Origin of the sequence: Psychromonas sp. MB-3u-54, from assembly GCF_002836415.1 — a bacterium.
Lineage (GTDB): Bacteria > Pseudomonadota > Gammaproteobacteria > Enterobacterales > Psychromonadaceae > Psychromonas.
Map to the genome: position 1 here is coordinate 1 of NZ_PJBP01000110.1, position 25428 is coordinate 25428.

Consider the following 25428-nt stretch of genomic DNA (forward strand, 5'->3'; position numbering starts at 1 on the left):
ACGGCGCCCCTTTATTGCCTTTAGCATAATACAAAAAATAGCCCCCCCTTTATTGAGGCAAGAAAATATTGCATCCAGCACACCACCAATCAGATGACCAAGCAAACGTCAGCTTACAACAACTTGAAAAAAAAATGCAAAACATCATTGCCCCCTCCCCCTTGCAGAAAATTGAACATCCCTTGTTAGATCTTTGGCAGTTAACACTTTTTGTTAAAAGAGATGATCTGATACACCCGGAAATATCCGGGAATAAATGGCGTAAGTTAAAGTACAACTTATTGGAAGCGCGCAGACAACAAGTTGATCATATTATTAGTTTTGGCGGTGCTTATTCAAACCATATCCATGCGCTTGCTGCTGCAGGGTTTCATTTTGGCTTCAAAACCACGGCCATCATCCGCGGAGAGAGTTGGTACGCAAATAATCCCACCCTAAAACAAGCCTTAGCCTGGGGAATGGAGTTACAATTTGTGACTCGTCAGGAATATAAACAAAGAGCAGAGTCTGCCTACCTGCAATCTTTACAAAACGACTATCCGCACGCTTTTATTATCCCCGAAGGGGGCAGCAACGAATTTGCCATCCGCGGAGTAATGGAAGCGCTGCAGGAGATTCAGCAACAGGCTAATCACCCTATTGATCATATTATAACTGCCACGGGCAGTGGTGGTACATTAGCGGGACTTATTGCAGGCATAGCACAAGCGCAGCCACAACCCAAAGTCACGGGTATTACTGTATTAAAAAACGCACACTCTCGTAATCAAAAAATAGTCTCACAATCGCAGCCACAAACCAAAGTCACGGGTATTACTGTATTAAAAAACGCACACTCTCGTAATCAAAAAATAGTCTCACAATCGCAGCCACAACCCCAAGTCACGGGTATTGCAGTATTAAAAAACGCACACTATCTTAATCAAGAAATAGTCTCACTACTTCAACAAGCCAAGATCAACAAAAATACTAACTGGTGCCTGCAAACAGATTTCCATCATGGGGGTTATGCCAAAGTACCGCTTGAATTAAATAGTTTTTGTGAGCAGTTTAGCCTGCAAACGGGCGTTCCCGTTGAGCCAATTTACACCGGCAAAATGTTTTATGCTTTATTTAAACTTATCGAACAGGGCTATTTTAACAGAGGCGAACATATCGTTGCCCTGCACACCGGCGGTCTGCAAGGCTTAGATGGATTAAAACAGAAAAAATCCAAATAGCCATTTAAATCAGCAGTTGCAGGATTTGTGCCTGTTTTACAATATAATGACTTAATTATTTCTTGCGGTGATACGTATCAGTCTGAATAATAAAGGATAATATCTTTGGTCGCAGCAGGCTTTTCCCCGGCATTATCAGCAGCCATTTTGAATTAAAATTAATGCGCTACACATGGCCTGTAATAGACTTCAACTAAATATCGAGGCCGCTGCCGGGGTTATCAAGTAAGTACTTTATGGGGCTTTTATCGGTTATAAATGTAAATTTATCTGTTAACCATTAAAAATGTAATTCTACTGATGAGAAATATAAAAATAACAATATAATACGCGTACCAATTAATATGAGCTCACTCCGATCTTAGTATAGTTAAAAATAGGAAAACCCAATGTCACCTGCGAATAACACATTTTCAAATCCCAGCCGAGTATTGCAACGCAATGAATCCCTTTTTACAAACAAGAATATTCTCGTTGCGGGTAACATTGATGATGAGTATCCGTTACAGTTACAAGCATTAGCCAATTCATCGACATTTTGTTTCAGTGATTATCGTTATTATAGTGCGTTAAAAGACAAATTAAAGACATCCGAGGTGCACTTTACCGATAACTATCAGGGTGAAACAAAATTTGACTTGTTACTGATCTTTTTGCCTAAAGCAAAACAGGAAACTTTATACTTATTAGCTAATCTCACCCCCCATTTACAACCGGGAGCGAGTATTATTTTAGTAGGCGAAAAAAAATGCGGTATCAAGAGTGCTGACTCATTATTAACATCCTATTCAAACAGAATAAATATGATTGATTCAGCTCGTCACTGCAGTATTCTTCATGCTGAATTAGATCAACCGGTCAAAACCTTCACACAATCACAATGGATAAAAACTTATCCGTTAAATATCAATAATACTGAGTTGCAGATCTGTTCTTTACCAGGTGTCTTTAGCTATGGAGAATTAGATAAAGGCAGTGAGTTATTATTACAAAACCTACCCGATAACATGGAAGGCAGAGTGCTTGATTTTGGATGTGGAGCAGGTGTTATTGCCTGTTATATTTTAAAAAAACACCCTGAGCTTAAAGTTGATCTTGTGGATATTAACGCCTTTGCTTTAGCCAGTGCAAAATTATCATTGCAAAGCAATCAGCTACAAGGTAACGTCTTCCCCTCAAATGTTTTTTCAGAAGTCAAAGAAAAATATAACATACTGCTTTCCAACCCGCCTTTCCACTCCGGAAAAAACACCGATTATACTGCTGCGGAAACCTTTATAAACCAATCAACTAAACACTTGAAGTTAAAAGGAAAATTGTCTATTGTGGCAAATAAGTTCTTGAACTACGAAGGCTTACTTTTTAAGGCTTTTTCAAATCTAACAATAGATCAGGAAAGCAATAAATTTAAAGTGTTGAGTTGCATCACAAAAACTTGATAAATAACAAAAAACTGCCTTAATCTTCGTATATGATGGAAGTATGCATTAACCTTGGAAAATTGGCCCGTTATGTACTATGCATAACGTTCATCTTACTTTTATCTGGAGACTTTTATGGCTGGAATTCTTGCTATGATTCTTGCAGGAGGAGAAGGCTCTCGCCTTTTCCCTTTAACTCAAACTAGAACAAAACCCGCAGTCCCCTTTGGCGGTAATTATCGTTTAGTCGATTTCGCACTGAACAATTTTGTTAATGCCGATTTAATGAAAATCTATGTGTTAACACAATTTAAATCTCAATCATTAAATATTCATTTACGCAAAGCCTGGCGTTTGTCTGGCATAGGTAAAGCAAACCGTTTTATTGAAGCAATTCCCGCACAGCAACGTGTTAATAAAAACTGGTATTCAGGTACTGCAGACGCAATTTATCAAAATGCACGTTTCATAGAAAAAAGCGCTGCAGAGCATGTTTGTATTTTTGGTAGTGACCACATCTATAAAATGGATGTTCAACAAATGGTTGAACATCATCAACAAAAAGGTGGTGCCCTCACGGTTTCTGCCATTCGAGTAGAGAAATCACAGTCTTATCATTTTGGTATTATAGAAGTAGATGATGAAGGCCGTATGATAGGTTTTGCTGAAAAACCTGCCGTTAAAGATGCGAAAACAATCCCCGGTGATCCTGACCATGTATTAGCCTCTATGGGTAACTACATTTTCGAGTCAAAAGTATTACTGAAAGAGTTATACGAAGATGCGGCTAATAGCACATCACAACATGACTTCGGTAACGATATCATTCCAAAACTTTACCCTGCCGGCAATGTTTTTGTTTACCGCTTAAGTGACAACTTTATTCCCGGCGAACCGGCCACTGCTTATTGGCGTGATGTAGGTACTCTCGACTCATACTGGGAAGCACATATGGATATGCTGAAACCTGAAGCCCCCTTCTCTCTCTATAATAAAAATTGGCCGTTGCATACTTATCATCCGCCATTGCCACCGGCAACCTTCCGCGATCCAGAAGGTTCTGAAACTTCTATTGCTCAATCATTGATTGGTGCAGGTTCATTTATAAACGGCGCTAACATAGAAAACTCTATTTTAGGGTTCCGCAGTCATATCTGCCAAAACGTAGTTATTAAAGATTCAATTTTTCTGGGCAATGCAAAAATAGGTGCGGGCTCGCGCTTAACCAAAGTTATTCTTGATAAAGATATAGAAATTGCTCCGAATACTATTATCGGAGAAAACTTAGAAGAAGATCGCAAGAACTTCACTGTGTCCGATGAAGGTGTCATCGCTATCGCCAAGGGCAGTAAAATAGGTTTTTAATGACACTTTTCAGTGGGTGATGAAATCGTTACCCTGATCAATTTTTATTCTAAATAAATAGGTTTCTAAGATGGCAAAAGTTCTCTCAATGATTTTAGCGGGGGGTGAAGGTTCTCGCCTTTATCCATTAACCCAATCTCGCACTAAACCTTCTGTGCCCTTTGGTGGTAGTTATCGGTTAGTGGATTTTGCACTCAACAATTTTGTAAATTCAGACTTATTACGCATTTACGTGTTAACCCAATTTAAATCCCAATCACTCAACCAACATCTGAGAAAAGCATGGGAACTCAATAATATTACCGATACCTTTATTGATGCGATTCCAGCACAAATGCGCAAGGGTAAACATTGGTATTCAGGTACAGCCGATGCTATTTATCAAAATCTCCAATTTATTGAATCCGATGAAGCTGAACTCGTCTGTATTTTTGGCAGTGACCATATCTATAAAATGGATATCCGTCAAAAAATAGCATACCACCAGGAAAAAGAGGCGGTGCTGACGGTATCTGCAATCAGACTGCCTAAAGAGCAAGCTTACCACTTTGGTATTATTGAAGTTGATGCCGAGGGTCGCATGATAGGTTTTGATGAAAAACCTGCCGTTGAAGATGCTAAAACTATTCCTGGCGATCCGGATCATGTATTAGCCTCTATGGGTAACTATGTTTTTGATTCTAAAGCATTACAAGCAGAGTTAATCCGCGATGCAGCAGTCGAAGATTCAATCCATGATTTTGGTAAAGACATCATTCCCCATCTCTACCCGCAGGGTAAAGTATTTGTTTACGATTTTACAACCAATACTATTCCCGGTGAAGATCACAATGCCTACTGGCGTGATGTAGGTACAATTGAGTCCTATTGGGAAGCCAATATGGATTTAATTCAATCAACACCTGCTATGTCGTTATATAACCGCAAATGGCCGATGCATACCTACTACCCTGCTCTGCCGCCCGCTAATTTTAGAAATGGTGAAACATCGGTTTGTCATATCAGAAAATGTCTTATTTCAGATGGTTGTTTGATTACCGGGGCATTAATTAAAAAATCTGTTTTAGGATTTAAATGTATTGTCGGCAATGACACTGAAATTCATGAATCAGTACTGCTTGGTGAATCAACAATAGGTCGAAACTGTACTATCCATAAAACCATCGTCGATAAAGACGTACATATTGCAGATAATGTGCAGATAGGTGTTAATTTAGAGGAAGACAAGAGGCGCTTTACCGTCTCCGAGGAAGGCATTGTTGTTATTCCTAAAGGCGCAAGAATCGGCTTTTAACTGTCCAGAAAGCCTAGTGAAAACTAAATAAGCATATACCCGGAAGCCACATTTAATGTGGCTTCTTGCTTCTTCGCCGTCTGATTTATATAAGCATAAATCGCCACATAAAAATAGAGCATTTAATTGAGCAATAATAGGCTATTGTTAATCTAAAAGGTCATGGCAAAACTGCCGAAGGAGTTCTCCATTGGACAAAAAATTAAAAATTCTTTTTATCTCATCAGAAGTTGAAGGATTCTCAAAAACGGGCGGATTAGCTGATGTTGCCAAGTCATTACCCATTGAATTACGTAATCTGGGCCACGAAGTTAAAATTATTACGCCATTTTATCGTGCTATTAATCACAGTGAAGATGCTGAGCAGCTTTTTAATTTAGTACTCAAAACAGACTATTCCAGGCCCGATATTCATTTTCAAGTACATCAGCTGGATTTAGATGGGATTCCTGTTTTAACCATTGATAATGCGCATTATTTTGACCGTGACGGATTGTACGGGGAAGATAATCGCGCTTATCAGGATAATGGTGAACGTTTTGCCTTTTTATCTTTGGCAGCCATAAAAGCGTGTGATGCGATGGATTTTACGCCGGATATTATCCACTGTAATGATTGGCACACCGGCTTAGTTCCCTACCTTCTGAAAACCCGCTATGCGAATAATGCCCGTTTTACCAACACTAAAACCGTATTCACCACGCATAATGCATGTTATCAGGGGATTTTTGACAAATCTCAATTAAATATTATTCCCGAAGTGGGTTCATGCATGGATGATCGTGTTCTGGAAAATTACAGCTATATCAACTACCTGAAAGTAGGATTAACTTACAGCGATAAAATCAACACAGTCAGTCCCAACTATGCAAGCGAGCTGCTTACTCCACTGGGTTCGCATGGTATGTCAGAACTTTTTATCAGGCGTATTAATGACTTTGAAGGCATTTTAAATGGGTGTGATTACAACGACTGGAACCCTGAAACAGATCCCTATATTCCGGTAAATTTCAGCTCGACGGATATCAGCGGTAAAGAAATTTGTAAACATGCCCTGCAAAAAGAGGTTGGCCTGCCGAACAGCGAGAATCCGATTTTTGGCATGGTCTGTCGCATAACGGATCAGAAAGGCTTTGGTCTGATTCTGCCTATGTTAGAGCGTTTTCTTAAGCATAATGTGCAAATCGTGATCGTTGGATCCGGCGATCCTTCCTTCACCGGACAACTCAACGCCATTGCGGCTCACTTTCCTGATAAGTTTAAGTTTATAAATATTTACAGTAATAAACTGGCACATATGGTTGAAGCGGGCGCAGATTTCTTTTTAATGCCATCAATCTTTGAACCCTGCGGTTTAAACCAATTGTATAGTTTAGCTTACGGTACACTGCCCATTGTCCGCGCAGTGGGTGGATTAAAAGATACGGTATTGGATTATGATCAGGATCCGGACAGTGCCAATGGTTTTGTGTTCTTTGATCCGAATCCGAATCAACTGCTTCATATACTGCGGCGGGCATTATTACTCTATATTGAGCATCCGGAAGAGATGTTACGTTTGAAAACAAAAGCAATGCAATCCCACTTCTACTGGTCTGATGCCGCTAAACATTATGAGCATTTATATTACAATGCGCTTAAAAAGCCATATTTCTGATCACCAACGCCTCCAGATAAGTAAAAAGCCAATTTTATTTAAAATTGGCTTTTTACTTATTCTTTCGCTGATCGATCCTGTTCAAAGTGCTTTACTCTCAAGCACAGTGGAGGTTATTTAAGTAAATAACTTCCATTACCTGTTTAGTAAATCTGTCCTATTGTTTAACTTTTTTGCTTTTTTTATCAATTATGAACACTATTATAATCTTTGCTTTATAATGCCCATTATTATCTATCGGAACTGGAAACACGCATGTCTTTTGAAGCGCTTGAGCTCGACCAACATTTATTAAACGCCATTGCTAAAATGGGGCATACTCGCCCAACAAGCATTCAAACCTTAGCTATCCCGCACGCGATGGATGAACGTGACATTATGGCAAGTGCACCCACCGGCACCGGCAAAACATTGGCGTTTTTACTGCCCGCAGTGCAGCGTTTGATTGATTTCCCGCGTCGAAAAGGCGGCTCTGCCCGAATTTTAATATTAACACCCACACGCGAACTGGCAGTGCAAATTAGCGGTGTGGCTTCTGCGCTTGTTGAAGGGACTGCACTGGTTGTCGGTAATATCATCGGTGGCGTTTCCTATCAGGAACAGGAAGAAGTTATTACTGATAATGTTGATATAGTGATCGCCACGCCGGGTCGTTTAATGGAATATATCGATTCCGAAGCCTTTGATTGTCGGGAAGTCGAAACCCTTATTCTTGATGAAGCTGACCGTATGTTAGATATGGGCTTTATCCAAGCGATGGACAGGATTGTAGGTGAAACGCGCTGGCGCAAACACACCGCCCTTTTCTCAGCAACACTCGAAGGTAAAGGTCTGCGTGAATTCTGTCGTGAGGTATTAACAAATCCTGCGCAATTAACGGCTGAAGTTTCGCGTCGTGAAAGTGGCAAGATTTTGCAATGGGTCCATCTTGCGGACAGCCCTGAGCATAAACTGCAGTTACTAGCCGCTATTTTACAACAACCCGTAAAAGAAGAAGAACAGCAACAAAAAGTAATAGTGTTTGTAAAAACACGCGAGCGTTTAACAGAACTGGTCGCACAACTTGCAGAGTTACAAATACCTTGTACCTATCTCCGTGGAGAAATGGATCAAGAAAAACGCAACCTGGCTTTAAACCAATTTAGAGCGGGTAACATTAATATTCTAATTGCAACAGATGTAGCAGCCCGTGGTATTGATGTGCCTGATATCACCCATGTTATTAACTATGATATGCCGCGTAGTGCCGATATTTATGTGCATCGCATTGGCCGTACAGCGCGTGGCGGCAAAAAAGGTATCGCGATTTCATTAATTGAAGCGCATGATGTTGATATGCTTGCAAAAGTTGAGCGTTACACAGACCAGATAATAAAACGCCGCGTGATCAAAACCCTGCGCCCGACGCATAAAGAAGCACAACTTAGCCAGCGTAAAGCAAAAAACAAAGTAAATAAAAAGAGTAAAAATCGCGAAGAAGAATTGAAGAAAGAACAAAAAGCCAAGCGCCTTAAGAAAAAAGAAGATATGGGTAAACAGCGCCATCGTAAAGTAAAAGCGAAAGGTAAACCAAGCTGGGCTGGAAAAGGTAAAACAGAAAACACAACTGAAGAATAGAGACTAGCAGCAAGCTTTAAGGCTTTAGGGCTTCGAGCTTCGAGCTTTCGAGCTTTCGAGCTTCGAGCTTCGAGCTTCGAGCTTCGAGCTTTCGAGCTTCGAGCTTTCGAGCTTTCGAGCTTCGAGCTGCGAGCTGCGAGCTGCGAGCTGCGAGCTGCGAGCTTCGAGCTTTCGAGCTTCGAGCTTCGAGCTTTCGAGCTTTCGAGCTTCGAGCTTCGAGCTTCGAGCTTCGAGCTTCGAGCTTTCGAGCTTCGAGCTTCGAGCTTTCGAGCTTCGAGCTTTCGAGCTTTCGAGCTTCGAGCTGCGAGCTGCGAGCTGCGAGCTGCGAGCTTCGAGCTTCGAGCTTTCGAGCTTCGAGCTTCGAGCTTTCGAGCTTTCGAGCTTCGAGCTTCGAGCTTTCGAGCTGCGAGTGCCGAGCTGCGAGTGCCGAGCTCGTGGCTCCTGACTCGCAGCTCCTAGCTCGCCACTCGCTGCTGATATTTACATTTCATCCCGATAAAAAACTAACTCTGTGGCACTCGATGCTGATTCAACAAAGTAATATCCTGCACTATCAAACTCTTTTAACTTATTCAATGCAGTAACCTGTTGTTCAACAATGTAACGTGTCATTAAACCGCGCGCCTTTTTGGCATAGAAGCTAATCACCTTATATTGGCCATTTTTTTGATCTTTAAATACCGGTGTAATAATCTGCCCGTTTAACTCTTTTACCTTAACGGCTTTAAAATACTCATTTGAAGCGAGGTTAATCAATAAATTATCACCCTGCACTGCTAATGCTTTATTTAACTTTTGAGTAATTAAACTGCCCCAAAACTGGTATAAATTCACACCACGCACATTGTCTAATTTAGTCCCCATTTCTAAACGATATGCCTGCATCAGATCCAATGGTCTTAATAAACCGTATAATCCCGATAAAATACGTAAATGCATTTGCGCATAGTTTAGCGCTTCAAGACTTAATGATTCTGCCTGCAGCCCAGTATAGACATCCCCCTGAAATGCAAATAACGCTTGTTTGGCATTATTTAACACAAAGGGCCTGTGCCACTGACCAAAACGAGCGGCATTCAATCCAGCGATTTTATCACTCACTTTCATCAGTGAACCAATATCCTGCATGGATAATTGATTGCAGCGATTTATCAATAACTGACTGTCATCAAGTAAGTCAGGCTGCGAAAATACGGCAATTGGCGCCGGGGTTTCAACGTCTAAGGTTTTAGCCGGAGAGAGTACAACTAACATATGACTTCCTATTAGGGTCTGTTGACCTTTGGTGTGCATTTTTGCAGCAATTTGAGGGTGCTTTATACAAGGCAGAGCCTGCAACCTGTCGTTATTCTACATAAGTAGGCGATAACGTAGTCGATCGTATCCACAAATGCTGCCCTTCGGGTTCATCTAAAAGCGTCCTACGCTGGGTTATGCGGCGTTTACATAGAATAACTATGCTTCTCTCCTCATGCCTTGCTCAAAACACTTTTAGATTGAACGAATTTCGTACTCCATAGGTCAGCAGACCCTAAGAACGGGTTATTAAAAAAGCGACGAATGTCGCTTTTTTAGTAAAATAATCTAGCCCTAAGATCTATACTCAAATTCATTGAGATCCAAGAATCTGCATCTTCAAGAAGGAGTTTGGATATGAATTAAAAGTCGACTGTAACATCAGAAAGCTTGCCACCGTCTAAACTTTTTTGCTCTTGAGCTGATTTCAGCTTGATCATCAATCTCACATCATTTGCTGAATCAGAATATGCCAATGCTTCGGTATAACCTATCGTCCCGCTTTCATATAATTCAAACAGCGCCTGGTCAAAAGTTTGCATACCATGTTGTGCTGATGATTTCATAATCTGTTTAAGGGTATGTAGCTCTCCAGTACGAATAGCTTCAGCCATAGTAGGTGTATTATATAAAATTTCAAATGCAGCTCGCCGCCCTTTTCCATCTTTTGTTGGAATTAACTGCTGGGCAACTATTGCACGTAAATTAACCGACAGATCAAATAGAAACTGGCGATGGTTTTCCTGCGGCACTAAATGCAGAATACGATCTAAAGCCTGATTCGCATTTTTCGCATGCATAGTGGCCATACATAAATGCCCGGTCTCTGCGAATGACAGAACAAATTCCATGGTTTTTCGTGTTCGTATTTCACCGACTACAATAACATCAGCCGCTTGCCGTAATGAGTTTTTCAGCGCCTCATCAAGTGAGCCCGTATCAACACCGATTTCGCGTTGGGTGACCACAGATTTTCCATGTTCGTGAATAAACTCAATCGGATCTTCAATAGTCAGTATATGATCGTATGAATGTTGATTTCGAAAACCAATCATTGCTGCCTGCGTTGTGGATTTGCCCACACCCGTTGCACCTACAAATAAAATTAATCCCTCTTTTGCCAGACAAACATCTTTTAATCGCTCCGGTAAATTTATCTCAGAAAAATCAGGTATTTGAGTTTCTATACGACGGAGCACCATAGCAGGTTGCCCTTTTTGCATAAAAGCACTGATCCTGAAACGCTTGCCGTTGCCGGAGTGGTACGCAAAATTAGATTCTTTAATGATCATAAATTCAGAAAAATGATTTTCATCCATGACCTCTTTTATCAGCTCAAAAACTTCTGCGCTGGTCAGTATATGGTCATTAATAGCCTGTAATGATCCATTTAATTTCATTGTTGGCGGCAAACCAACAGAAATGTATAAATCAGATGCTTTTAATTCATCGACCTTAATTAATAAATTATCTAGCATAATAAATAACCCTTAGAATGTTTTTGGATCAACCGCTTTTTGCGTAGCATCAGCGTGTGCAATCAGACCCTGGCCAACTAAATCACGTAAACTTTGATCTAGCGTTTGCATGCCGTGTACCATTCCGGTTTGAATCACTGAGTACATTTGCGCAACTTTATCTTCACGAATCAAATTCCGAATAGCGGGAATACCCAACATAATTTCATGCGCAGCAACTCGCCCGCCGCCCGGTTTTTTAAGTAGAGCTTGCGAAATAACCGCACGCAATGATTCAGATAACATTGATCGCACCATGCTTTTCTCTCCCGCAGGAAAAACATCAATGATACGGTTAATGGTTTTAGCCGCGGAAGTTGTATGCAGAGTAGCAAAGACCAAGTGCCCCGTTTCCGCTGCTGTTATTGCTAAACGTATGGTTTCTAAATCACGCATTTCACCAACTAAAATAATATCGGGATCTTCCCGCAATGCACTTTTCAGTGCCCGGTCAAAACTCAAGGTGTGTTTATAAACTTCACGCTGGTTGACCAGCGATTTTTTTGATTCATGAACAAACTCGACAGGATCTTCGATGGTTAAAATGTGCTCATGACGATGCTCATTAATATGATCAATCATTGCTGCTAAGGTGGTTGACTTACCCGAGCCCGTTGGTCCCGTCACTAATACTAAGCCACGAGGAAATCCTGATATTTTTTTGAATATTTCAGGCGCGCCGAGTTCATCTAATGTTAATACTTTACTTGGGATAGTACGAAAGACAGCAGACACACCACGGTTCTGATTAAAAGCATTAACACGGAAACGCGCTAACCCTGGAATCTCAAAGGAAAAGTCGGTTTCTAAATCCTCTTCAAAATCTTTACGCTGTTTATCGTTCATTATGTCGTAAACGAGACTCTGCGCTTCTTTAGGATCTAAAGCAGGCACATTTAATTTACGCACCTCCCCATCTACCCTAATCATTGGAGGAACTCCTGAAGAAAGGTGTAGATCTGACGCATTATGCTTTACACTGAAAGCCAATAATTCTGTTATATCCATATAATTAAAACCTTATTTATGACTAATATATCTCAAAAAATTACAAACATAGAAAAAAAGATAATTCATGCAGCTCAGCAATCAGACAGAAATTCCGATGAAATTCAATTACTTGCGGTAAGTAAAACCAAACCAGTAGCATTGATAAAAGAAGCTTATCAAGCAGGCTTACGCCATTTTGGTGAAAACTATGTGCAAGAGAGCATCGAAAAAATTCAGCAGATTAAACTTGATGCTGATTTTGAGCAAGCCATTTTTTGGTATTTTATTGGCCCGCTGCAATCTAATAAAACACGCCCAGTGGCTGAAAACTTTGATTGGGTACAAAGTGTCGAGCGACTAAAAATAGCGCAGCGCTTAAATGATCAACGCCCTGAACATTTACCCAAACTAAATGTTTGTTTACAAGTTAATATTAGCGGAGAACAGAGCAAATCGGGTACTACTTTATTACAAGTTCTGGAACTAGCTTCACAAGTTAATAATCTACCACACTTAACACTGCGTGGTATTATGGCGATCCCGGAAAAAACCGACGATCAGCTGCGACTTGAAAAACAGTTCAATGAACTCCATGACATTTATTTGCGACTACAACAGTTATACCCGCAAGTTGATACTCTGTCGATGGGCATGAGTGGGGATTTAGAAAAAGCAATTGCCTGCGGCAGTACTATGGTCAGAATCGGAACCGATATTTTCGGTTCAAGAAGTTAGAAAACAGCAGGAAATTTGTTATAAAAACCTCGACTGATTGCAACCTTGACAGGTCAATTAACGCAACTCTTTAATATGAACCGGGTTTGGGCAGGAAAATGTTGAAATTATCAGATGAATACTATCCGGTCGATTAAATCGCAAGATATTAACCCATGGATTAGACATGCTTGCCCATACCTTACTTAAAAATAAGCCCTGGCAATTCGAACAGTTGATTTGTGTTTACAGTCATACAGGGCGTTAGGAGAAAGAAATGTTACATAAGAAAATTACCTTTATTGGTGCCGGCAACATGGCTGGCAGTATTATCAGCGGATTGGCTAAATCTGGCTATCCTGCGGATTTGATCTGTGCATGTGCACCCAGCGCCAACAATACGCAAAAACTAGCAGACCAATTTTCAATTAAGGCCAGCCAGGACAATGTGACTGCAGTCAATTGGGCCGAAGTTATTGTGCTGGGCGTTAAACCGCAAATGATGGCTGATGTTTGTCAGGCAATGGTTGATCAGGGAGCAGATTTTAGCAATAAGTTGGTTATCTCCATTGCGGCAGGAGTCTCTGTACAGCGCCTACAGTCTTTAGTAGGCGAAAAAGCCCAAATTATTCGCACTATGCCTAATACCCCAAGCTTATTACAAAAAGGCATGACCGGCTTATTTGCAGCGGAGCAGGTAAGTGAAGAATATAAAACCTTTGCTGGCGACTTGATGTCCGCTGTGGGCGAAACAGTCTGGGTAAACGAGGAAAGCATGATCAATTCTGTTATCGCCGCATCGGGATCTTCACCTGCGTATTTCTTCCTGTTTATGGAAGCAATGCAGACAAAAGCAATCGAAATGGGCTTTGATCCGGAACAGGCACGTTTATTAGTCTCACAAGCCGCACTTGGCAGCATTGAAATGGTTAAGCAAAACCCCGATATATCTATTGGTAAGCTCCGTGAAAATGTCACTTCTAAGGCAGGATCAACTGCAAAAGCGCTTGATACCTTTAATGAATTACAGTTAACTGAAATAGTCGCTAAAGCCATGCAGGCAGCTTCTGATCGTGGTGAAGAAATGGAAAAATTATTCTAAGCTTAAGTTCATAAAATAGAGAGAGCGTACAATGAATGCAGTACATTTTTTAGCGAATACCCTGTTTGATCTTTATATCATGATCGTATTATTACGTATCTGGTTACAGGTTGCGAGAGCCGATTTTTACAACCCTTTCAGCCAATTTATTATTAAAGCGACACAACCCGTTGTCGGACCACTACGCAAAATAATTCCAGGACTTGGCGGATGGGATCTCGCCACTATTGTATTTGCTTTTGCTGTTGCCTGTTTGAAAATAACGACTTTATCCTTAATAGTCGGGGACGCAATCAATCCCGTGGTGATCCTTATTTTCGGTTTGATTATTTTAATAAAGGCAGTCTTTAAAATACTCTTTTGGGTGTTGATCTTACGCGCAATTTTAAGTTGGGTAAGCCGTGGTAATAACCCGATTGAAGCGGTGATGATCCAGCTTACTGAGCCTCTTCTAGCACCTATTCGTCGTTTTATGCCGCAAATGGGAGGATTAGATCTCTCTATGTTAGTGGTCTTAATTGGATTGCAGTTTTTAGAAATGTTGGTCAGTGATTTATTAGCTAAATTATTTTAATGGCGGCTGATAATCTCCAATATGAAGGCGAAGATCTTTTGCTTCGCCTTGTTCTACAACCTAAATCCAGCCGCGATCAATTTGTCGGACTACTGGGAAATGAGCTTAAAATCGCCATTACAGCCCCCCCCGTAGACGGTAAGGCAAATGCGCACCTGATTAAATTTTTAAGCAAGCAGTTCAAAGTTGCAAAAGGTGCCATTATTATAGAAAAAGGGTTATTAAGCCGGCATAAACTGGTTCGTGTTCGCGCACCGAAAAAAATGCCTGAATTTTTTAACAGTCTGAATGAATGAAAATTCGCAGGAGTCATTATGCTTAAAATAAAACAATATTATAAAGCGTTATTCATGGCAGCTTTATTTTGCTTTACCCAACCGAGTGTTGCCGAACAATTTCAAAATTTTGATAATCTGGAGGTCCATTACATAGCCCTGCCCAGTACCTTTTTACAACCCGATATTGCCAAAAAATACAATATCAAACGCAGTCAATATAACGGGCTGATTAACATTTCGGTGCTCGATAAAAGGAATAATGCCAAAGCCGTTTCAGCAGAACTGAGCGGGTCAGGAAAAAACCTTTTAGGACAAAATGAAGCCTTAAAATTTCAAGAAATTAAAGAGGGGGATAGTATTTATTATATTGCTGACTATCCGTTTCTTAATGAAGAAATTGTTAACTTCAACATTATTATTAAAACCCAAAACAAAACTAATCTATTAAAATTTCAACATAAGTTTTATACCGACTAAGTTACGTAAAGAGCATAAAGGACCAATGACAAATGAAAAAAAAATGGGTACTCGCCACCGGTAATAAAGGTAAAGTACAAGAAATGAGCGAACTTCTGAATAGCTTTTCGATTGAAGTGCTGCCACAAAGTCAGTTTGAAGTATCAGACGTTGCGGAAACCGGCACAACCTTTGTAGAAAATGCCATTATAAAAGCACGCCATGCCGCTAAAGTAACAGGGTTGCCCGCCATTGCCGATGATTCAGGGTTAGAAGTCGATTTTTTAAATGGTCAACCGGGCATTCGTTCTGCGCGTTTCGCCGGTGAAAATGCCACTGATCAGGAAAACATTGAACTTTTATTAAGTAAATTAGAAGGCATAGGCACAGAACAGCGCCGTGCGCGTTTCCAATGTGTATTGGTTTATTTACGCCATGAATTAGACCCGACACCGATCATTTGTCAAGGAACCTGGCAGGGTACCATCACGGAATCACTGCAGGGCGAAAACGGCTTCGGCTACGATCCCGTCTTTTGGGTTGAAAGTGAACAAGCAACCTCAGCACAATTAAGTAAACAACGTAAAGCTGAATTAAGTCACCGGGGTCAAGCTCTGGGGAAATTAGTTGAATTGCTTAAAAAGCAATTAGGCTAAGTTAAGATTTAAAGCAACAATAAATGCAGACTATCATCTGCATTTTTCTCCCAACAATTTTGAGTATCTCATGTTAAAACTTCCTCCGCTAAGCCTTTATATTCATATCCCCTGGTGCATTGAAAAATGTCCATACTGCGATTTTAATTCACATAAATTACGCGGAGAGATTCCTGAACAGGAATATCTGCACGCTTTATTGGAAGATCTAAGCAATGATTTGGTTTATGTTCAGGGCCGCGTTCTGGAGACTATCTTCATCGGTGGCGGAACGCCGAGTTTAATATCAGCATCCGGTATCGGCTGGTTATTAACAGAAATAGAGAAAAAAATTCCTTTTAAAAAAAATATAGAGATCACTCTGGAAGCCAATCCGGGGGCGATTGAAAATCAAAAAATAGCCGACTTTAAAGCCTTCGGTATTAATCGCTTCTCCTTTGGTGTACAAAGTTTTCAACAGGATAAGCTCACAAAACTGGGCCGAATTCATGGTGTGGAGGAAGCAAAAACAGCAGCAATACAAGCGCATCACGTTGGCATGAAAACCTTCAATTTGGATTTAATGCATGGTTTACCGGATCAAAGCCTTGACGACGCACTGGAGGATTTACAGACAGGTATTGATCTTAACCCCACTCACCTGTCCTGGTATCAACTCACCATAGAGCCAAATACACAGTTTTTTTCCCTGCCGCCCAAATTACCTGAAGAGGATTTATTATGGGATATTCAAGAAAAAGGGCAACAGTTACTGGCTGATAACGGCTATATTCAATACGAGATTTCGGCTTATGGTAAAGTAGGTTTTGAATGTTTACATAACTTAAACTACTGGAAATTTGGTGATTATATCGGTATTGGTTGCGGCGCCCATGGCAAGTTGACCCTGCCCCTACAGAATAAAATATTACGTACCACTAAAGTCAAACATCCCAAGGGTTATTTAGAACCAGAGCGCGCCTATCTTGATCAAGTCAATCAAGTTGAAAAAAATGATTTAGCTTTTGAGTACATGATCAATCGCCTGCGTTTATTTGAAGCCATTCCTTTTACTGAATTTGAAGATTTTACCGGATTAAGTCTCAAGTCAATTAAACTTCCCATTCAAGCTGCCATTGCAAAAAATCTGTTGGTTGAAAATGAGCATAGTTGGCAAGTAACCCCATTAGGTCATCGTTACCTTAATGATCTATTAACCTTATTTATGGATTAATCCGCTAATACCCAAAGAACTAAAAAGATGATCACCCTTGCTGGTTAAAATCATTGATCACTTCATTAATTCTTTTGGTATGACAGCCACAATAAGAAACCTTATGACCGAATATTTTGTTTATGCCTTTATTTATCTGGCCGCTGCTGTAATAGCCGTCCCTATTGCGACACGCTGCGGACTGGGTTCGGTGCTCGGGTATCTAATAGCCGGGGTGGTAATCGGTCCGGTTATTGGTTTAGTGGGTGATGAGACCAGCAATATTAAGCACTTTGCTGAATTTTTGGTTGTCCTGATGCTGTTTTGGTGGGCCTCGAACTCGAACCAAAACTGCTTTGGAAAATGCGTAATCGCCTGCTGGGATTAGGCGGGCTTCAGGTTATTTTAAGCACAGTATTAGTGATGGGGATTTATCACCCGCTCTGGGCACTTTTTTAGCGGGTGTTGTATTAGCCAACTCAGAATTTCGCCATGAATTAAAATCTAATATTGAGCCCTTTAAAGGACTTTTACCGGTGTTTTTCAAGAGAGTTGTCGCCTAAAGTTTAACTTCTACCCTTTTTGAAAATCTTCCCTGAAAAGAATCGTCCAATCGCTATTGCCTGCAGCCTCAAAAACGGGTTCAATTTTTTTAGGTTGAATGTCAATTACTTTAAAATCAATACCATCATAGAACCCCCCTGTCTCTCCTGATTTCACAATAACTTCAAGGACATCTTTTTCAAGGGTCACTGTTTCACTGCCCAGATAACTTATTTGCAGGGTATATTTCCCCGGCTTCAGATCCTGAACCACAAAGAAACCGTCGTATTCAGGTTTTATACTGCGGTAATAGAGACCCGATTTTTCTACTATTATCTCCGCATAACTAAAAAACTTTTTCCTTAGTTTATTATCTACTGCGGGAAGGGAGATGGAGCCCATAATCAGAGACAAGGGAACAAGTCCCATTCCTACTTTTTTACCCGATGCGGGGATAAGCTTGATTTCCTGAGAATTAGCTGCTCTCAGTGTGGGATCAATCATAGTGCCTGAATAATCATAACTCAGTTTATTATTTCGATAAGGTGCAACACCGGAGAGATAAAACAGTCCGTCTTTATTGGTTTTCACCTTATTTTCACCTATGCTGACGCCCACATCGGCAAGGGGAGTTTCATCCTGATCTTTTTCCCCATTGCCATTTTTATCGATAAAAATAGCCCCCTCAATATAACCATTATCAGAATTTTTGGCACTATTAGGCATAAAGGGTTTTTTCAGATTAAGAACGTGTTCATAGCTGGCACCCACTTGATGCATTTCATCACTGTCACTGTCGTAGTCATAGTCATAGTCCATCTTTAAAAACGCACTAAATTTGTACTCAAAACCTATTCCCAGACTGAAAAGCGCATCTTTATTATAATCGACAGTAACATTATAAGAGAATTTACTATGCTGACCGAGTCTTTTCCTCAGACTGCCCGTATACTTCCACTTGGGATCTCTTCCCGCATTATAGGCGGCATCCAAACTATAGGTAAAATCTCCCGAGCCGGCGTTAAAGCCGATATCCCCGGTGTAATTAGCACTGATATCACCATCCTTGGTGACGGTTTTCTCAAGATCCCAATCCATGCTTATTTTTCTTGTAATATTATAACTCAGTCCCGTGGTGTATATATACTCTTTGCTGCCCTGATAATTTTCATTTGAAAAGCGGAAAAAATAATCACTTCTGCCGTAATCCCCGCTTATTTCAGCTTCATGATAGCTATCTTTTCCTTCATCTTCCGCCAGTAGACCGCTATACTGCTCATAGCTGTAATATAATTGCTGGGAAAAGATCTCGCTTTCCAATTCGGTGATATAACCCTTACTGGGGTCTTCAAGAGAATCATAATAGGAAATATTTATTAATAATGGCACGGCTAACGTTGAAAAACGGTATCCCGCATGGTGCTTTATATAGCGATACAGTTTGTCTTCATTGCGGGTGTCATAGTAGTCAAAAGAGTAACTGAGATTATTGGTAAAACCGTAGGAAATGTCGAACTTGCGATCATCCCAGGCGCGGTTTTCTCCTCCTGAGTTTTGTCCGTAAAAAGCATTATAGTCCCACTCCCCCTGCGAAAAAAAATTATTGCCCGCCATTACATTAATATTTTCATCCTTAATAAGGACACCATTCCGGTCATATATTTTTATTTTAAAGGCATCTTTTTGACTTCTCATCGTTAGGATAAACTGGTACTCATTACCTTCGACACTCAGATAGTCCACTACCTTGCCGTTTTGATAGATTTCAACCGTTGAGTTCTTGGGCGCTTGCCCCCTGATGGTCAGCTCCCGGCCTGACCGCTGCACGCTGTAGTTGTTTTTACTGACCGATATCCCGCGGATCTTACTGTTATACCCCAGAATATTCTCCCCCATGATATAGTTATCCCCAAAAGTGACCGTCTTGTCCTTCAGGAAGTAGGGATATTTCAGGCTAATATCTTGCAGTTCTCCGCTAGTATAAATATTTTGTCGAAGATAAAAATCACCGTAGAGAAGCTGAGAGCTATACTCTATTTCCAGCGTTCCATTGGTCTCCTCTGGTTTAAAATAATCTCCAATATCATCTATATCATAGCGCAGCTTCAGCATGCCAAGGTCAATTATTCTGCGGTCAGCTTTTAGAAAAAGGTCGGTCTTCGAAGAAGCTTCCTTATGGTTTTTGTCCGCCTCGAGCTTGCGCTTTCTTGTTTCGGCGCTGATGCGGTTATCCAGAGGCAGATTGAAATCAGGTGTTATTTTTAGAGTGTACTTTTGCTCTATCCACTCGACTCCCTTCAGGGGCAACAGTTCACCGAGCGACTCCTTCTCAATGTACAGCCTGCCCTCGATCTCTATACTGTTCAGCTTTTTGAGCTCTGTTGTTATTCGCCGCTTCTGCCTGTTGGGAAACAGACTGCCCGCGATCAGCAGAGTGATATTTCCCTCGTCGATCGAAAGAGTGGTATATTCAGATAGCTCGGTAAGTTCCAAAAAATTGTCAATATTCAGATAGATACCCCCGTCAAAATCGCTGATCACCTCCACGAATTCCTGCTGTAGGTAACTGCCCACTCGAAGGGTTATCATATTTTCAAAATAGTCATCTTTCGTGCCGGAAAAAGCCGGGGAACAAAAAAAAAGGCCAAATAAAATAAGTAATATTGCTCTTATTGGTATTGGCATCACTCTTTCCACAATATCAGTAAGGCCGCAGAGAGAATTACATAATAAGCCTTTTTTTTTGAATACCGTTTAATTAGCTTTTCAACCAAGCATTTTTTAACGGTTAAATAATCACAGAAGCAGGCAACTTTTGATAAAAAGTCACAACCAGAAAATGGTAATAGAAATAATTTTAGACATGATTTTTTTTTGCTAGCAGAAGTTTTCTTAGTGGATGGGCATTGTGGTATCACTTTTCCCAGATTAACTGACAAATCATTTAACACGGTAAACTGCCCGGATAAAACTGGACACTGAGTTATATGCAAAGCTGAACCTGCCTTATAGTGATTAATCTGCTCAGGGTTGACCAATAATATAAGCCGCGGATCGAGATGCTAGCCTTATTAAAGGAAGAATAACTTGAAGTTAAACAGCCACAGTTTGTCGACCGGGTTGAATACAAGCAAATAGAAAATGATAGACGGGTAGGATATGCTGTTAGTTGAGATATTCAATCTCATATTTTATCTGTTTTTTGTATTGACCGCTGACTTTATTTTCTCCCAGCAGAGAAAATCCGATTTCAAACTGTCCCTCGCCATATCTATCGAGCCTTATAATTGAATGTTTAGCTCTAAGATTTTCGATTCTAGCCCCTTGGGTCAGGTAAATAGCTCCGGTCGCTTTAATATCCAGCTTTACTCTTTTATTTGCAGTGCCACTGACATAGACAATCACTCCATCGTAGGGCATAACATCCAGCCTGCTGCCGTTATACAGATAGAGATCTGGCAGTTCCGCATTTTTGACTCTTACGGTCTCCAGAGAAAAAAGCGCCCCTGAATAGAATATAAGTAACACTAAGAAAATTTTTTTCATTGTCTCAGCCACCTTAAAAAACGGTGCGGCTGTTAGGCCGCACCACTAATCATTAAGCTGTTGTTGTTCCAGCAATAGAATCATAACTAATATCAATAGTGACGGTTTCAGCTACATCACCAGCAATATCTGAAGTATCAAGATCGATAGTAAAAGGAAGTACGACTGCTACATCATCAGTTAAAGCGGTAGTGCTACCCGTAAGAGTACCGCCTAGTACTACTACACCAGTAGTACTGTTGTCGGTTGTAGTAATAGCGTAGGTAAATGTTTCACCCGAATCACCTGTTACGGAAGCATTGACTGCTACTGCTGCAATACTCGCATCGGTGAAAACATCTCCAAAATCAATTGTGGAAAGATCTAAACTAACCGTCAATAGCTTCACATAATTAGCTGTAACAGCTAAATCAGCAGATTTTGCAGATTCTGACATATCATCAGCAGCCATTGCCGTTGTTGACATGGCTAGGATTGATGTAGCTAGTAATACTTTTTTTGATGTTGTTAAGAATGATTTTTTCATTTTGAACTCTCCATGTTTTACTTTAAAATTAACAATCCTTCCGCGGTATTGCTGAAAGATTATTCTGCGATATCGTTGTATACAGCCATCACAGTAATTATCGCGGATAAATCACTGCTGATATTTTCTGTGGCCAGGTCTACATAAAATTCATGTCGCTGGTCTGCTCCCGTGGCTGTCTTTATGTAAGTTAAACTGTCTGCTGTATATCCGGAGCTTGAACTGCGTGACATCTGCAAGACACCGCTGCTGTCGTCATTGCTTATCTCCACCGTATAGTCATAGCCGCTTTCTGCATTGACATAAAAGTCAACCGGCACACTGTCGACCGAGCGCCCCTGGTAAACATCCCCAAAATCGATGCTGCTGGTCCCAAGGGACAAGGAAATCGTTTTTACCGCCTTACCTTGTATATATAACTGCCCCTCTACTGCAAATAACGGCCTTGAAAGAAAAAGAAGAAGAATAAACAGTATCTTATTCATCTCAGGATATCCTAGAGTTGAAAATCGAATTTCTCGGAAAAATTAAGTTGTTTATTTGCAAAAACAACCTGCACGTAATCGGCATCTTTATCCATGACTGTCGACTTTTTCAGCTCGAGCACATACTCCCGGTAGAATCCCTGTTTAAAGCTTTGCTCTTTGATCAGTTTTTTGTTCTTATAAAAGGTAATATTTATATTAAGCGGATAGGAAAAATTGCCGCTATTTTTAACAGTGCCCAGCAGGTTATAACCCTTATCTGCTTTCTCCACCCGCAATGCGTCAAAATCAAGTCCGGTTTCAAGTTTGCCTTTCCTGCCGTAGTAGGGAACGCCGACATTCATCAGCACGGTCACCTGCTCAGTCTTACCTCTAGGAGGCAGCTCTTTAAACACCAGAAGAGCGACATACTCTCCGTCCTGTAAATCTTTTTTTATTCTTGGTGCAACTTTTACCTGTATCTTACCCTTCGGCGGAATCACCACTATTCTCGGATAGGCCACTAACTGATCTCCCAGATAGTACTTGTCCTTAGCCCATGCCGGTTTTGCAAAATCTACCTTAACCCTTACCGGTTTGTTCCCTGAGTTAATCAGAGTGGTCTCTTTCGTAACAGGTTGCTCAAGGTTAACGCCCATACTTGTCCGCGTGACCGAGAATGCAGCGAAACTGCTTGCGGAACAAACGGCTAATGAGATAGCGAGAAGGGCTTTAGCGTATTTTTTCATATTAACTATGTCATTTCCTTTTATTAGTTTTCCATTGTCATTTCATCAAAAAAAACCAAAAAAAATGGCCTTCCGAGGAAGGCCATACATAAAAATCAGCTCAAAAGTCAAAAGTGTCCATACACTTTCGGCAACTGGCTACCATTTTACAGGCCCTATAGTTTTGCGCCCCAGGGTTTCCCCAGGTTTGCGAATCAACTTCATAACTATTACAAAGCGATTATATTATATTATATGTTATTTACATTTAAATTATTATTTTTTGATGCTTTTATATTTTGATATTATCATATTTTATTTTTAAATAAAGTGCTTATCTCAATATTCTAGCTGCTGTTTACAGTCTCGACAGCTTTGCACTTTTGTCTTTATTTAAGTTGGCCAATCAAATTTATAACCATTACAAAGCGACAACTTTGTTCTTGATAAAAAAAGATGTTCTTTTTATATCTCACCTGCATTTTTAAATTAAGTACTTGTATGCGCATTTAAACAGCGGAACAAAAAAACAAAAAAAATGGCCTTCCGAGGAAGGCCATACATAAAAATCAGCTCAAAAGTCAAAAGTGTCCATACACTTTCGGCAACTGGCTACCATTTTACAGGCCCTATAGTTTTGCGCCCCAGGGTTTCCCCAGGTTTGCGAATCAACTTCATAACTATTACAAAGCGATTATATTATTTCTTATTAAAATTAAGTTTTTGTATTTAAATGCTATCACATTTCATTTTAAAATCAAGTGCTTGCATAGAAAAATGTAACAGTCTCAAATAAATAAAATGTTTATTTATTTGCTGTAACTCACTCTTATTAACAGTCCCGATGGCTTTGCACTTTTGTTTTTATTCAAGTTTGCCAGCCAATTTTATAACTATTACAAAGTGACAACCTTGTTCTTGATTAAAAAGAGATGCTCTTTTTAGATATCACCCTCACATTTAAATCAAGTGCTTGTATGCGCATTTAAACTAAACAGCAGTACATAAAAAACAAAAAAAAATGGCCTTCCAGGGAAGACCATTTATAAAAATCAGCTCAAAAGCAAAAGTGTCTATACACTCTTGGCAACTGGCTACCATTTTACAGGCCCTATAGCTTTGCGACACTGGGTTTCCCCAGGTTTGCGAATTAGTCATTTAAAATTTGAGAGCATAGTAACGCTTTCAAAGCTTAAATCAAGTATTTACATGCATAATTATAAAATAAACATATACGCTTAAATAACAATCAAATATATAACGATAAATACCTTCATGCCACCCACGCCATGAGATTCACTTTGATTACTCCTTTCCTCGTAGCGGCTTATTTTAAATTTCTTGATTTGCTTCATAGTATTCCTGGCATTCTGCTTCTCGGCCCCTGACGACTCGCTTCCCCAGCAGTAAACCATGGGTTTCAGTGACCACAGTATGCTGCCCTTCCTGATGACTGTCGTCAGAAAAAAAGATGATCACCCAGTCAAAAATATGATGGAGCTTATGTGCACGTTCGCTGTTCGAAAACAGGGCGGTAAAGTGCCAGTGTTCAAGGGTTGTATGTAATATCGGCAGCCAGGATTTATTGTCAGGATTAAAGCGTTTGGGTGTAATCAGAGGCAGTTTTCCTGCAGCGGCTTTACTGCGATATTCGGCATCCACTTTTAACAGCAAAGGAACAGGTATAAGGTTTGACGCCGGTATTAATGGTTGCCGGCGTTCGCTAAAATGCTTTAACAGCCAGGCCTCTATCGCCTCTTTACGCTTAACCCCCAGCCCTTCGACCTTGTCAAGCTGACCATTGCGGGTGGCATTTTCCAGTGATTCCAGAGTATCAATATGCAGGTTGTCATAAATGCGCTGTGCCAATATCCGACCGACGGTCGGTATAGATTGGAATAGTCCAATAGGGTCAGATTCACCCCGCAGACTTTCCAGACGACTGATACGACCCGTGGCGACGTATTCATAAATACACTGCGCAATCCCCGATCCAATGGTAGGCAAATCCGTAAGTCCTTTTATGCCTTTAGTCTGCACCAGCGAGTCTAAGTCCTCGCTCAGGTTATCCAGAGTATTCGCCGCATGAAGATAAGCCTGGTAGCGGAAGGGGTTAGCACGCTGGATTTTTAGCAACGCCGCTATTTCGCGTAGTTTTTCGCCTACTTCATGATTAAAACCCGTCATCACTCTCTCACATCAGATAATTGTCCTCGAATATAAAAAGGATAAGCACACTTTTTGATTGCAACAAGTTTACATAAACGGCTTA

At 40.5% G+C, this 25428-nt stretch carries 22 protein-coding genes, 1 pseudogene and 3 riboswitches; of the genes and pseudogenes, 14 read left to right on the top strand and 9 right to left on the bottom strand.

All coding sequences use genetic code 11. From position 1 onward, the window contains the following. Positions 1 to 68 precede the first annotated feature (68 nt). The 6 genes from CXF72_RS05235 to srmB all read left to right on the top strand — a co-directional run bounded on the left by CXF72_RS05235 (position 69) and on the right by srmB (position 8574). A complete protein-coding gene (locus CXF72_RS05235; RefSeq protein ID WP_101037413.1) occupies positions 69 to 1220 on the top strand; it encodes a 1-aminocyclopropane-1-carboxylate deaminase/D-cysteine desulfhydrase in 1152 nt (383 codons plus the stop codon). A gap of 389 nt (positions 1221 to 1609) precedes the next feature. Beyond that, positions 1610 to 2659 (top strand): 16S rRNA (guanine(1207)-N(2))-methyltransferase RsmC, encoded by a 1050-nt coding sequence (gene rsmC / locus CXF72_RS05240; protein WP_101037415.1) that lies wholly within the window; start codon positions 1610 to 1612, stop codon positions 2657 to 2659. A gap of 117 nt (positions 2660 to 2776) precedes the next feature. After that, positions 2777 to 4006 (top strand): glucose-1-phosphate adenylyltransferase, encoded by a 1230-nt coding sequence (gene glgC / locus CXF72_RS05245; protein ID WP_101037417.1) that lies wholly within the window; start codon positions 2777 to 2779, stop codon positions 4004 to 4006. A 70-nt stretch (positions 4007 to 4076) separates the two neighbouring features. Next, positions 4077 to 5300: a glucose-1-phosphate adenylyltransferase gene (gene glgC, locus CXF72_RS05250; RefSeq protein WP_101037419.1), complete on the top strand. Its 1224-nt coding sequence runs from the start codon at positions 4077 to 4079 to the stop codon at positions 5298 to 5300. Between the two features lie 190 nt (positions 5301 to 5490). Beyond that, entirely contained in the window at positions 5491 to 6957 is a 1467-nt protein-coding gene (gene glgA / locus CXF72_RS05255; protein WP_101037421.1) for a glycogen synthase GlgA, read from the top strand. A 255-nt stretch (positions 6958 to 7212) separates the two neighbouring features. Further along, a complete protein-coding gene (srmB, locus tag CXF72_RS05260; RefSeq protein ID WP_101037423.1) occupies positions 7213 to 8574 on the top strand; it encodes an ATP-dependent RNA helicase SrmB in 1362 nt (453 codons plus the stop codon). Positions 8575 to 9054: 480 nt separating this feature from the next. Here the strand turns inward: srmB and yaaA are convergent, their stop codons facing one another. The 3 genes from yaaA to CXF72_RS05285 form a co-directional block, all read right to left on the bottom strand. Further along, positions 9055 to 9828 (bottom strand): peroxide stress protein YaaA, encoded by a 774-nt coding sequence (gene yaaA / locus CXF72_RS05270; protein ID WP_101037425.1) that lies wholly within the window; start codon positions 9826 to 9828, stop codon positions 9055 to 9057. A gap of 404 nt (positions 9829 to 10232) precedes the next feature. Further along, complete coding sequence (locus tag CXF72_RS05280) at positions 10233 to 11348, bottom strand: PilT/PilU family type 4a pilus ATPase (RefSeq protein ID WP_101037427.1); 1116 nt, start codon at positions 11346 to 11348, stop codon at positions 10233 to 10235. A 12-nt stretch (positions 11349 to 11360) separates the two neighbouring features. Continuing rightward, positions 11361 to 12395, bottom strand: coding sequence for a type IV pilus twitching motility protein PilT (locus tag CXF72_RS05285; RefSeq protein ID WP_101037429.1), 1035 nt, complete (start codon positions 12393 to 12395; stop codon positions 11361 to 11363). Positions 12396 to 12413: 18 nt separating this feature from the next. Between CXF72_RS05285 and CXF72_RS05290 the strand changes: the two genes are divergently transcribed. From CXF72_RS05290 to CXF72_RS05325, 8 genes and pseudogenes are all read left to right on the top strand, one after another. Further along, complete coding sequence (locus CXF72_RS05290; RefSeq protein WP_101037431.1) at positions 12414 to 13112, top strand: YggS family pyridoxal phosphate-dependent enzyme; 699 nt, start codon at positions 12414 to 12416, stop codon at positions 13110 to 13112. A gap of 256 nt (positions 13113 to 13368) precedes the next feature. Continuing rightward, positions 13369 to 14193 carry a pyrroline-5-carboxylate reductase gene (proC, locus tag CXF72_RS05295; RefSeq protein WP_101037433.1) on the top strand — a complete coding sequence of 275 codons (825 nt, stop codon included), beginning with the start codon at positions 13369 to 13371 and terminating at the stop codon, positions 14191 to 14193. A 31-nt stretch (positions 14194 to 14224) separates the two neighbouring features. After that, positions 14225 to 14767 (top strand): YggT family protein, encoded by a 543-nt coding sequence (locus CXF72_RS05300; RefSeq protein ID WP_101037435.1) that lies wholly within the window; start codon positions 14225 to 14227, stop codon positions 14765 to 14767. Beyond that, positions 14767 to 15063 carry a DUF167 family protein YggU gene (gene yggU / locus CXF72_RS05305; protein ID WP_101037437.1) on the top strand — a complete coding sequence of 99 codons (297 nt, stop codon included), beginning with the start codon at positions 14767 to 14769 and terminating at the stop codon, positions 15061 to 15063. Before CXF72_RS05300 ends, yggU begins: the two co-directional genes overlap by 1 nt. 18 nt (positions 15064 to 15081) lie before the next feature. Then, entirely contained in the window at positions 15082 to 15522 is a 441-nt protein-coding gene (locus tag CXF72_RS05310) for a DUF4426 domain-containing protein (RefSeq protein ID WP_101037439.1), read from the top strand. Between the two features lie 32 nt (positions 15523 to 15554). Beyond that, a complete protein-coding gene (locus tag CXF72_RS05315; protein ID WP_101037441.1) occupies positions 15555 to 16157 on the top strand; it encodes an XTP/dITP diphosphatase in 603 nt (200 codons plus the stop codon). Between the two features lie 70 nt (positions 16158 to 16227). Continuing rightward, positions 16228 to 17370 carry a radical SAM family heme chaperone HemW gene (gene hemW, locus CXF72_RS05320; RefSeq protein ID WP_101037443.1) on the top strand — a complete coding sequence of 381 codons (1143 nt, stop codon included), beginning with the start codon at positions 16228 to 16230 and terminating at the stop codon, positions 17368 to 17370. Positions 17371 to 17473: 103 nt separating this feature from the next. Then, a pseudogene (locus tag CXF72_RS05325) lies at positions 17474 to 17781 on the top strand (cation:proton antiporter domain-containing protein); the annotation flags it as partial. Between the two features lie 141 nt (positions 17782 to 17922). On the opposite strand, the gene CXF72_RS05330 reads toward CXF72_RS05325, so the two are convergent. The 6 genes from CXF72_RS05330 to CXF72_RS05360 form a co-directional block, all read right to left on the bottom strand. Then, positions 17923 to 20577 (bottom strand): hypothetical protein, encoded by a 2655-nt coding sequence (locus CXF72_RS05330; RefSeq protein ID WP_101037445.1) that lies wholly within the window; start codon positions 20575 to 20577, stop codon positions 17923 to 17925. Positions 20578 to 21057: 480 nt separating this feature from the next. Then, on the bottom strand, positions 21058 to 21438 hold the full coding sequence (locus tag CXF72_RS05340; RefSeq protein ID WP_101037450.1) for a hypothetical protein: 381 nt from the start codon (positions 21436 to 21438) through the stop codon (positions 21058 to 21060). Positions 21439 to 21490: 52 nt separating this feature from the next. Further along, a complete protein-coding gene (locus tag CXF72_RS05345; protein WP_101037453.1) occupies positions 21491 to 21964 on the bottom strand; it encodes a hypothetical protein in 474 nt (157 codons plus the stop codon). A gap of 59 nt (positions 21965 to 22023) precedes the next feature. Then, positions 22024 to 22449 carry a hypothetical protein gene (locus tag CXF72_RS05350; protein WP_101037456.1) on the bottom strand — a complete coding sequence of 142 codons (426 nt, stop codon included), beginning with the start codon at positions 22447 to 22449 and terminating at the stop codon, positions 22024 to 22026. Between the two features lie 11 nt (positions 22450 to 22460). After that, positions 22461 to 23177: a fimbrial biogenesis chaperone gene (locus tag CXF72_RS05355; RefSeq protein ID WP_101037458.1), complete on the bottom strand. Its 717-nt coding sequence runs from the start codon at positions 23175 to 23177 to the stop codon at positions 22461 to 22463. Between the two features lie 126 nt (positions 23178 to 23303). Then, positions 23304 to 23379, bottom strand: a riboswitch (cyclic di-GMP riboswitch). A 377-nt stretch (positions 23380 to 23756) separates the two neighbouring features. After that, positions 23757 to 23832, bottom strand: a riboswitch (cyclic di-GMP riboswitch). A 406-nt stretch (positions 23833 to 24238) separates the two neighbouring features. After that, positions 24239 to 24314: riboswitch (cyclic di-GMP riboswitch) on the bottom strand. A 174-nt stretch (positions 24315 to 24488) separates the two neighbouring features. Then, entirely contained in the window at positions 24489 to 25343 is an 855-nt protein-coding gene (locus CXF72_RS05360; RefSeq protein WP_101037460.1) for a DNA-binding protein, read from the bottom strand. Positions 25344 to 25428: the final 85 nt, after the last annotated feature.

Coding starts and splice junctions, on each gene's coding strand:
- rsmC (WP_101037415.1), top strand. CDS start 1,610: ATGTCACCTGCGAATAACACATTTTCAAATCCCAGCCGAGTATTGCAA.
- glgC (WP_101037417.1), top strand. CDS start 2,777: ATGGCTGGAATTCTTGCTATGATTCTTGCAGGAGGAGAAGGCTCTCGC.
- glgC (WP_101037419.1), top strand. CDS start 4,077: ATGGCAAAAGTTCTCTCAATGATTTTAGCGGGGGGTGAAGGTTCTCGC.
- srmB (WP_101037423.1), top strand. CDS start 7,213: ATGTCTTTTGAAGCGCTTGAGCTCGACCAACATTTATTAAACGCCATT.
- yaaA (WP_101037425.1), bottom strand. CDS start 9,828: ATGTTAGTTGTACTCTCTCCGGCTAAAACCTTAGACGTTGAAACCCCG.
- CXF72_RS05280 (WP_101037427.1), bottom strand. CDS start 11,348: ATGCTAGATAATTTATTAATTAAGGTCGATGAATTAAAAGCATCTGAT.
- CXF72_RS05285 (WP_101037429.1), bottom strand. CDS start 12,395: ATGGATATAACAGAATTATTGGCTTTCAGTGTAAAGCATAATGCGTCA.
- CXF72_RS05290 (WP_101037431.1), top strand. CDS start 12,414: ATGACTAATATATCTCAAAAAATTACAAACATAGAAAAAAAGATAATT.
- proC (WP_101037433.1), top strand. CDS start 13,369: ATGTTACATAAGAAAATTACCTTTATTGGTGCCGGCAACATGGCTGGC.
- CXF72_RS05300 (WP_101037435.1), top strand. CDS start 14,225: ATGAATGCAGTACATTTTTTAGCGAATACCCTGTTTGATCTTTATATC.
- yggU (WP_101037437.1), top strand. CDS start 14,767: ATGGCGGCTGATAATCTCCAATATGAAGGCGAAGATCTTTTGCTTCGC.
- CXF72_RS05310 (WP_101037439.1), top strand. CDS start 15,082: ATGCTTAAAATAAAACAATATTATAAAGCGTTATTCATGGCAGCTTTA.
- CXF72_RS05315 (WP_101037441.1), top strand. CDS start 15,555: ATGAAAAAAAAATGGGTACTCGCCACCGGTAATAAAGGTAAAGTACAA.
- hemW (WP_101037443.1), top strand. CDS start 16,228: ATGTTAAAACTTCCTCCGCTAAGCCTTTATATTCATATCCCCTGGTGC.
- CXF72_RS05330 (WP_101037445.1), bottom strand. CDS start 20,577: ATGCCAATACCAATAAGAGCAATATTACTTATTTTATTTGGCCTTTTT.
- CXF72_RS05340 (WP_101037450.1), bottom strand. CDS start 21,438: ATGAAAAAAATTTTCTTAGTGTTACTTATATTCTATTCAGGGGCGCTT.
- CXF72_RS05345 (WP_101037453.1), bottom strand. CDS start 21,964: ATGAAAAAATCATTCTTAACAACATCAAAAAAAGTATTACTAGCTACA.
- CXF72_RS05350 (WP_101037456.1), bottom strand. CDS start 22,449: ATGAATAAGATACTGTTTATTCTTCTTCTTTTTCTTTCAAGGCCGTTA.
- CXF72_RS05355 (WP_101037458.1), bottom strand. CDS start 23,177: ATGAAAAAATACGCTAAAGCCCTTCTCGCTATCTCATTAGCCGTTTGT.
- CXF72_RS05360 (WP_101037460.1), bottom strand. CDS start 25,343: ATGACGGGTTTTAATCATGAAGTAGGCGAAAAACTACGCGAAATAGCG.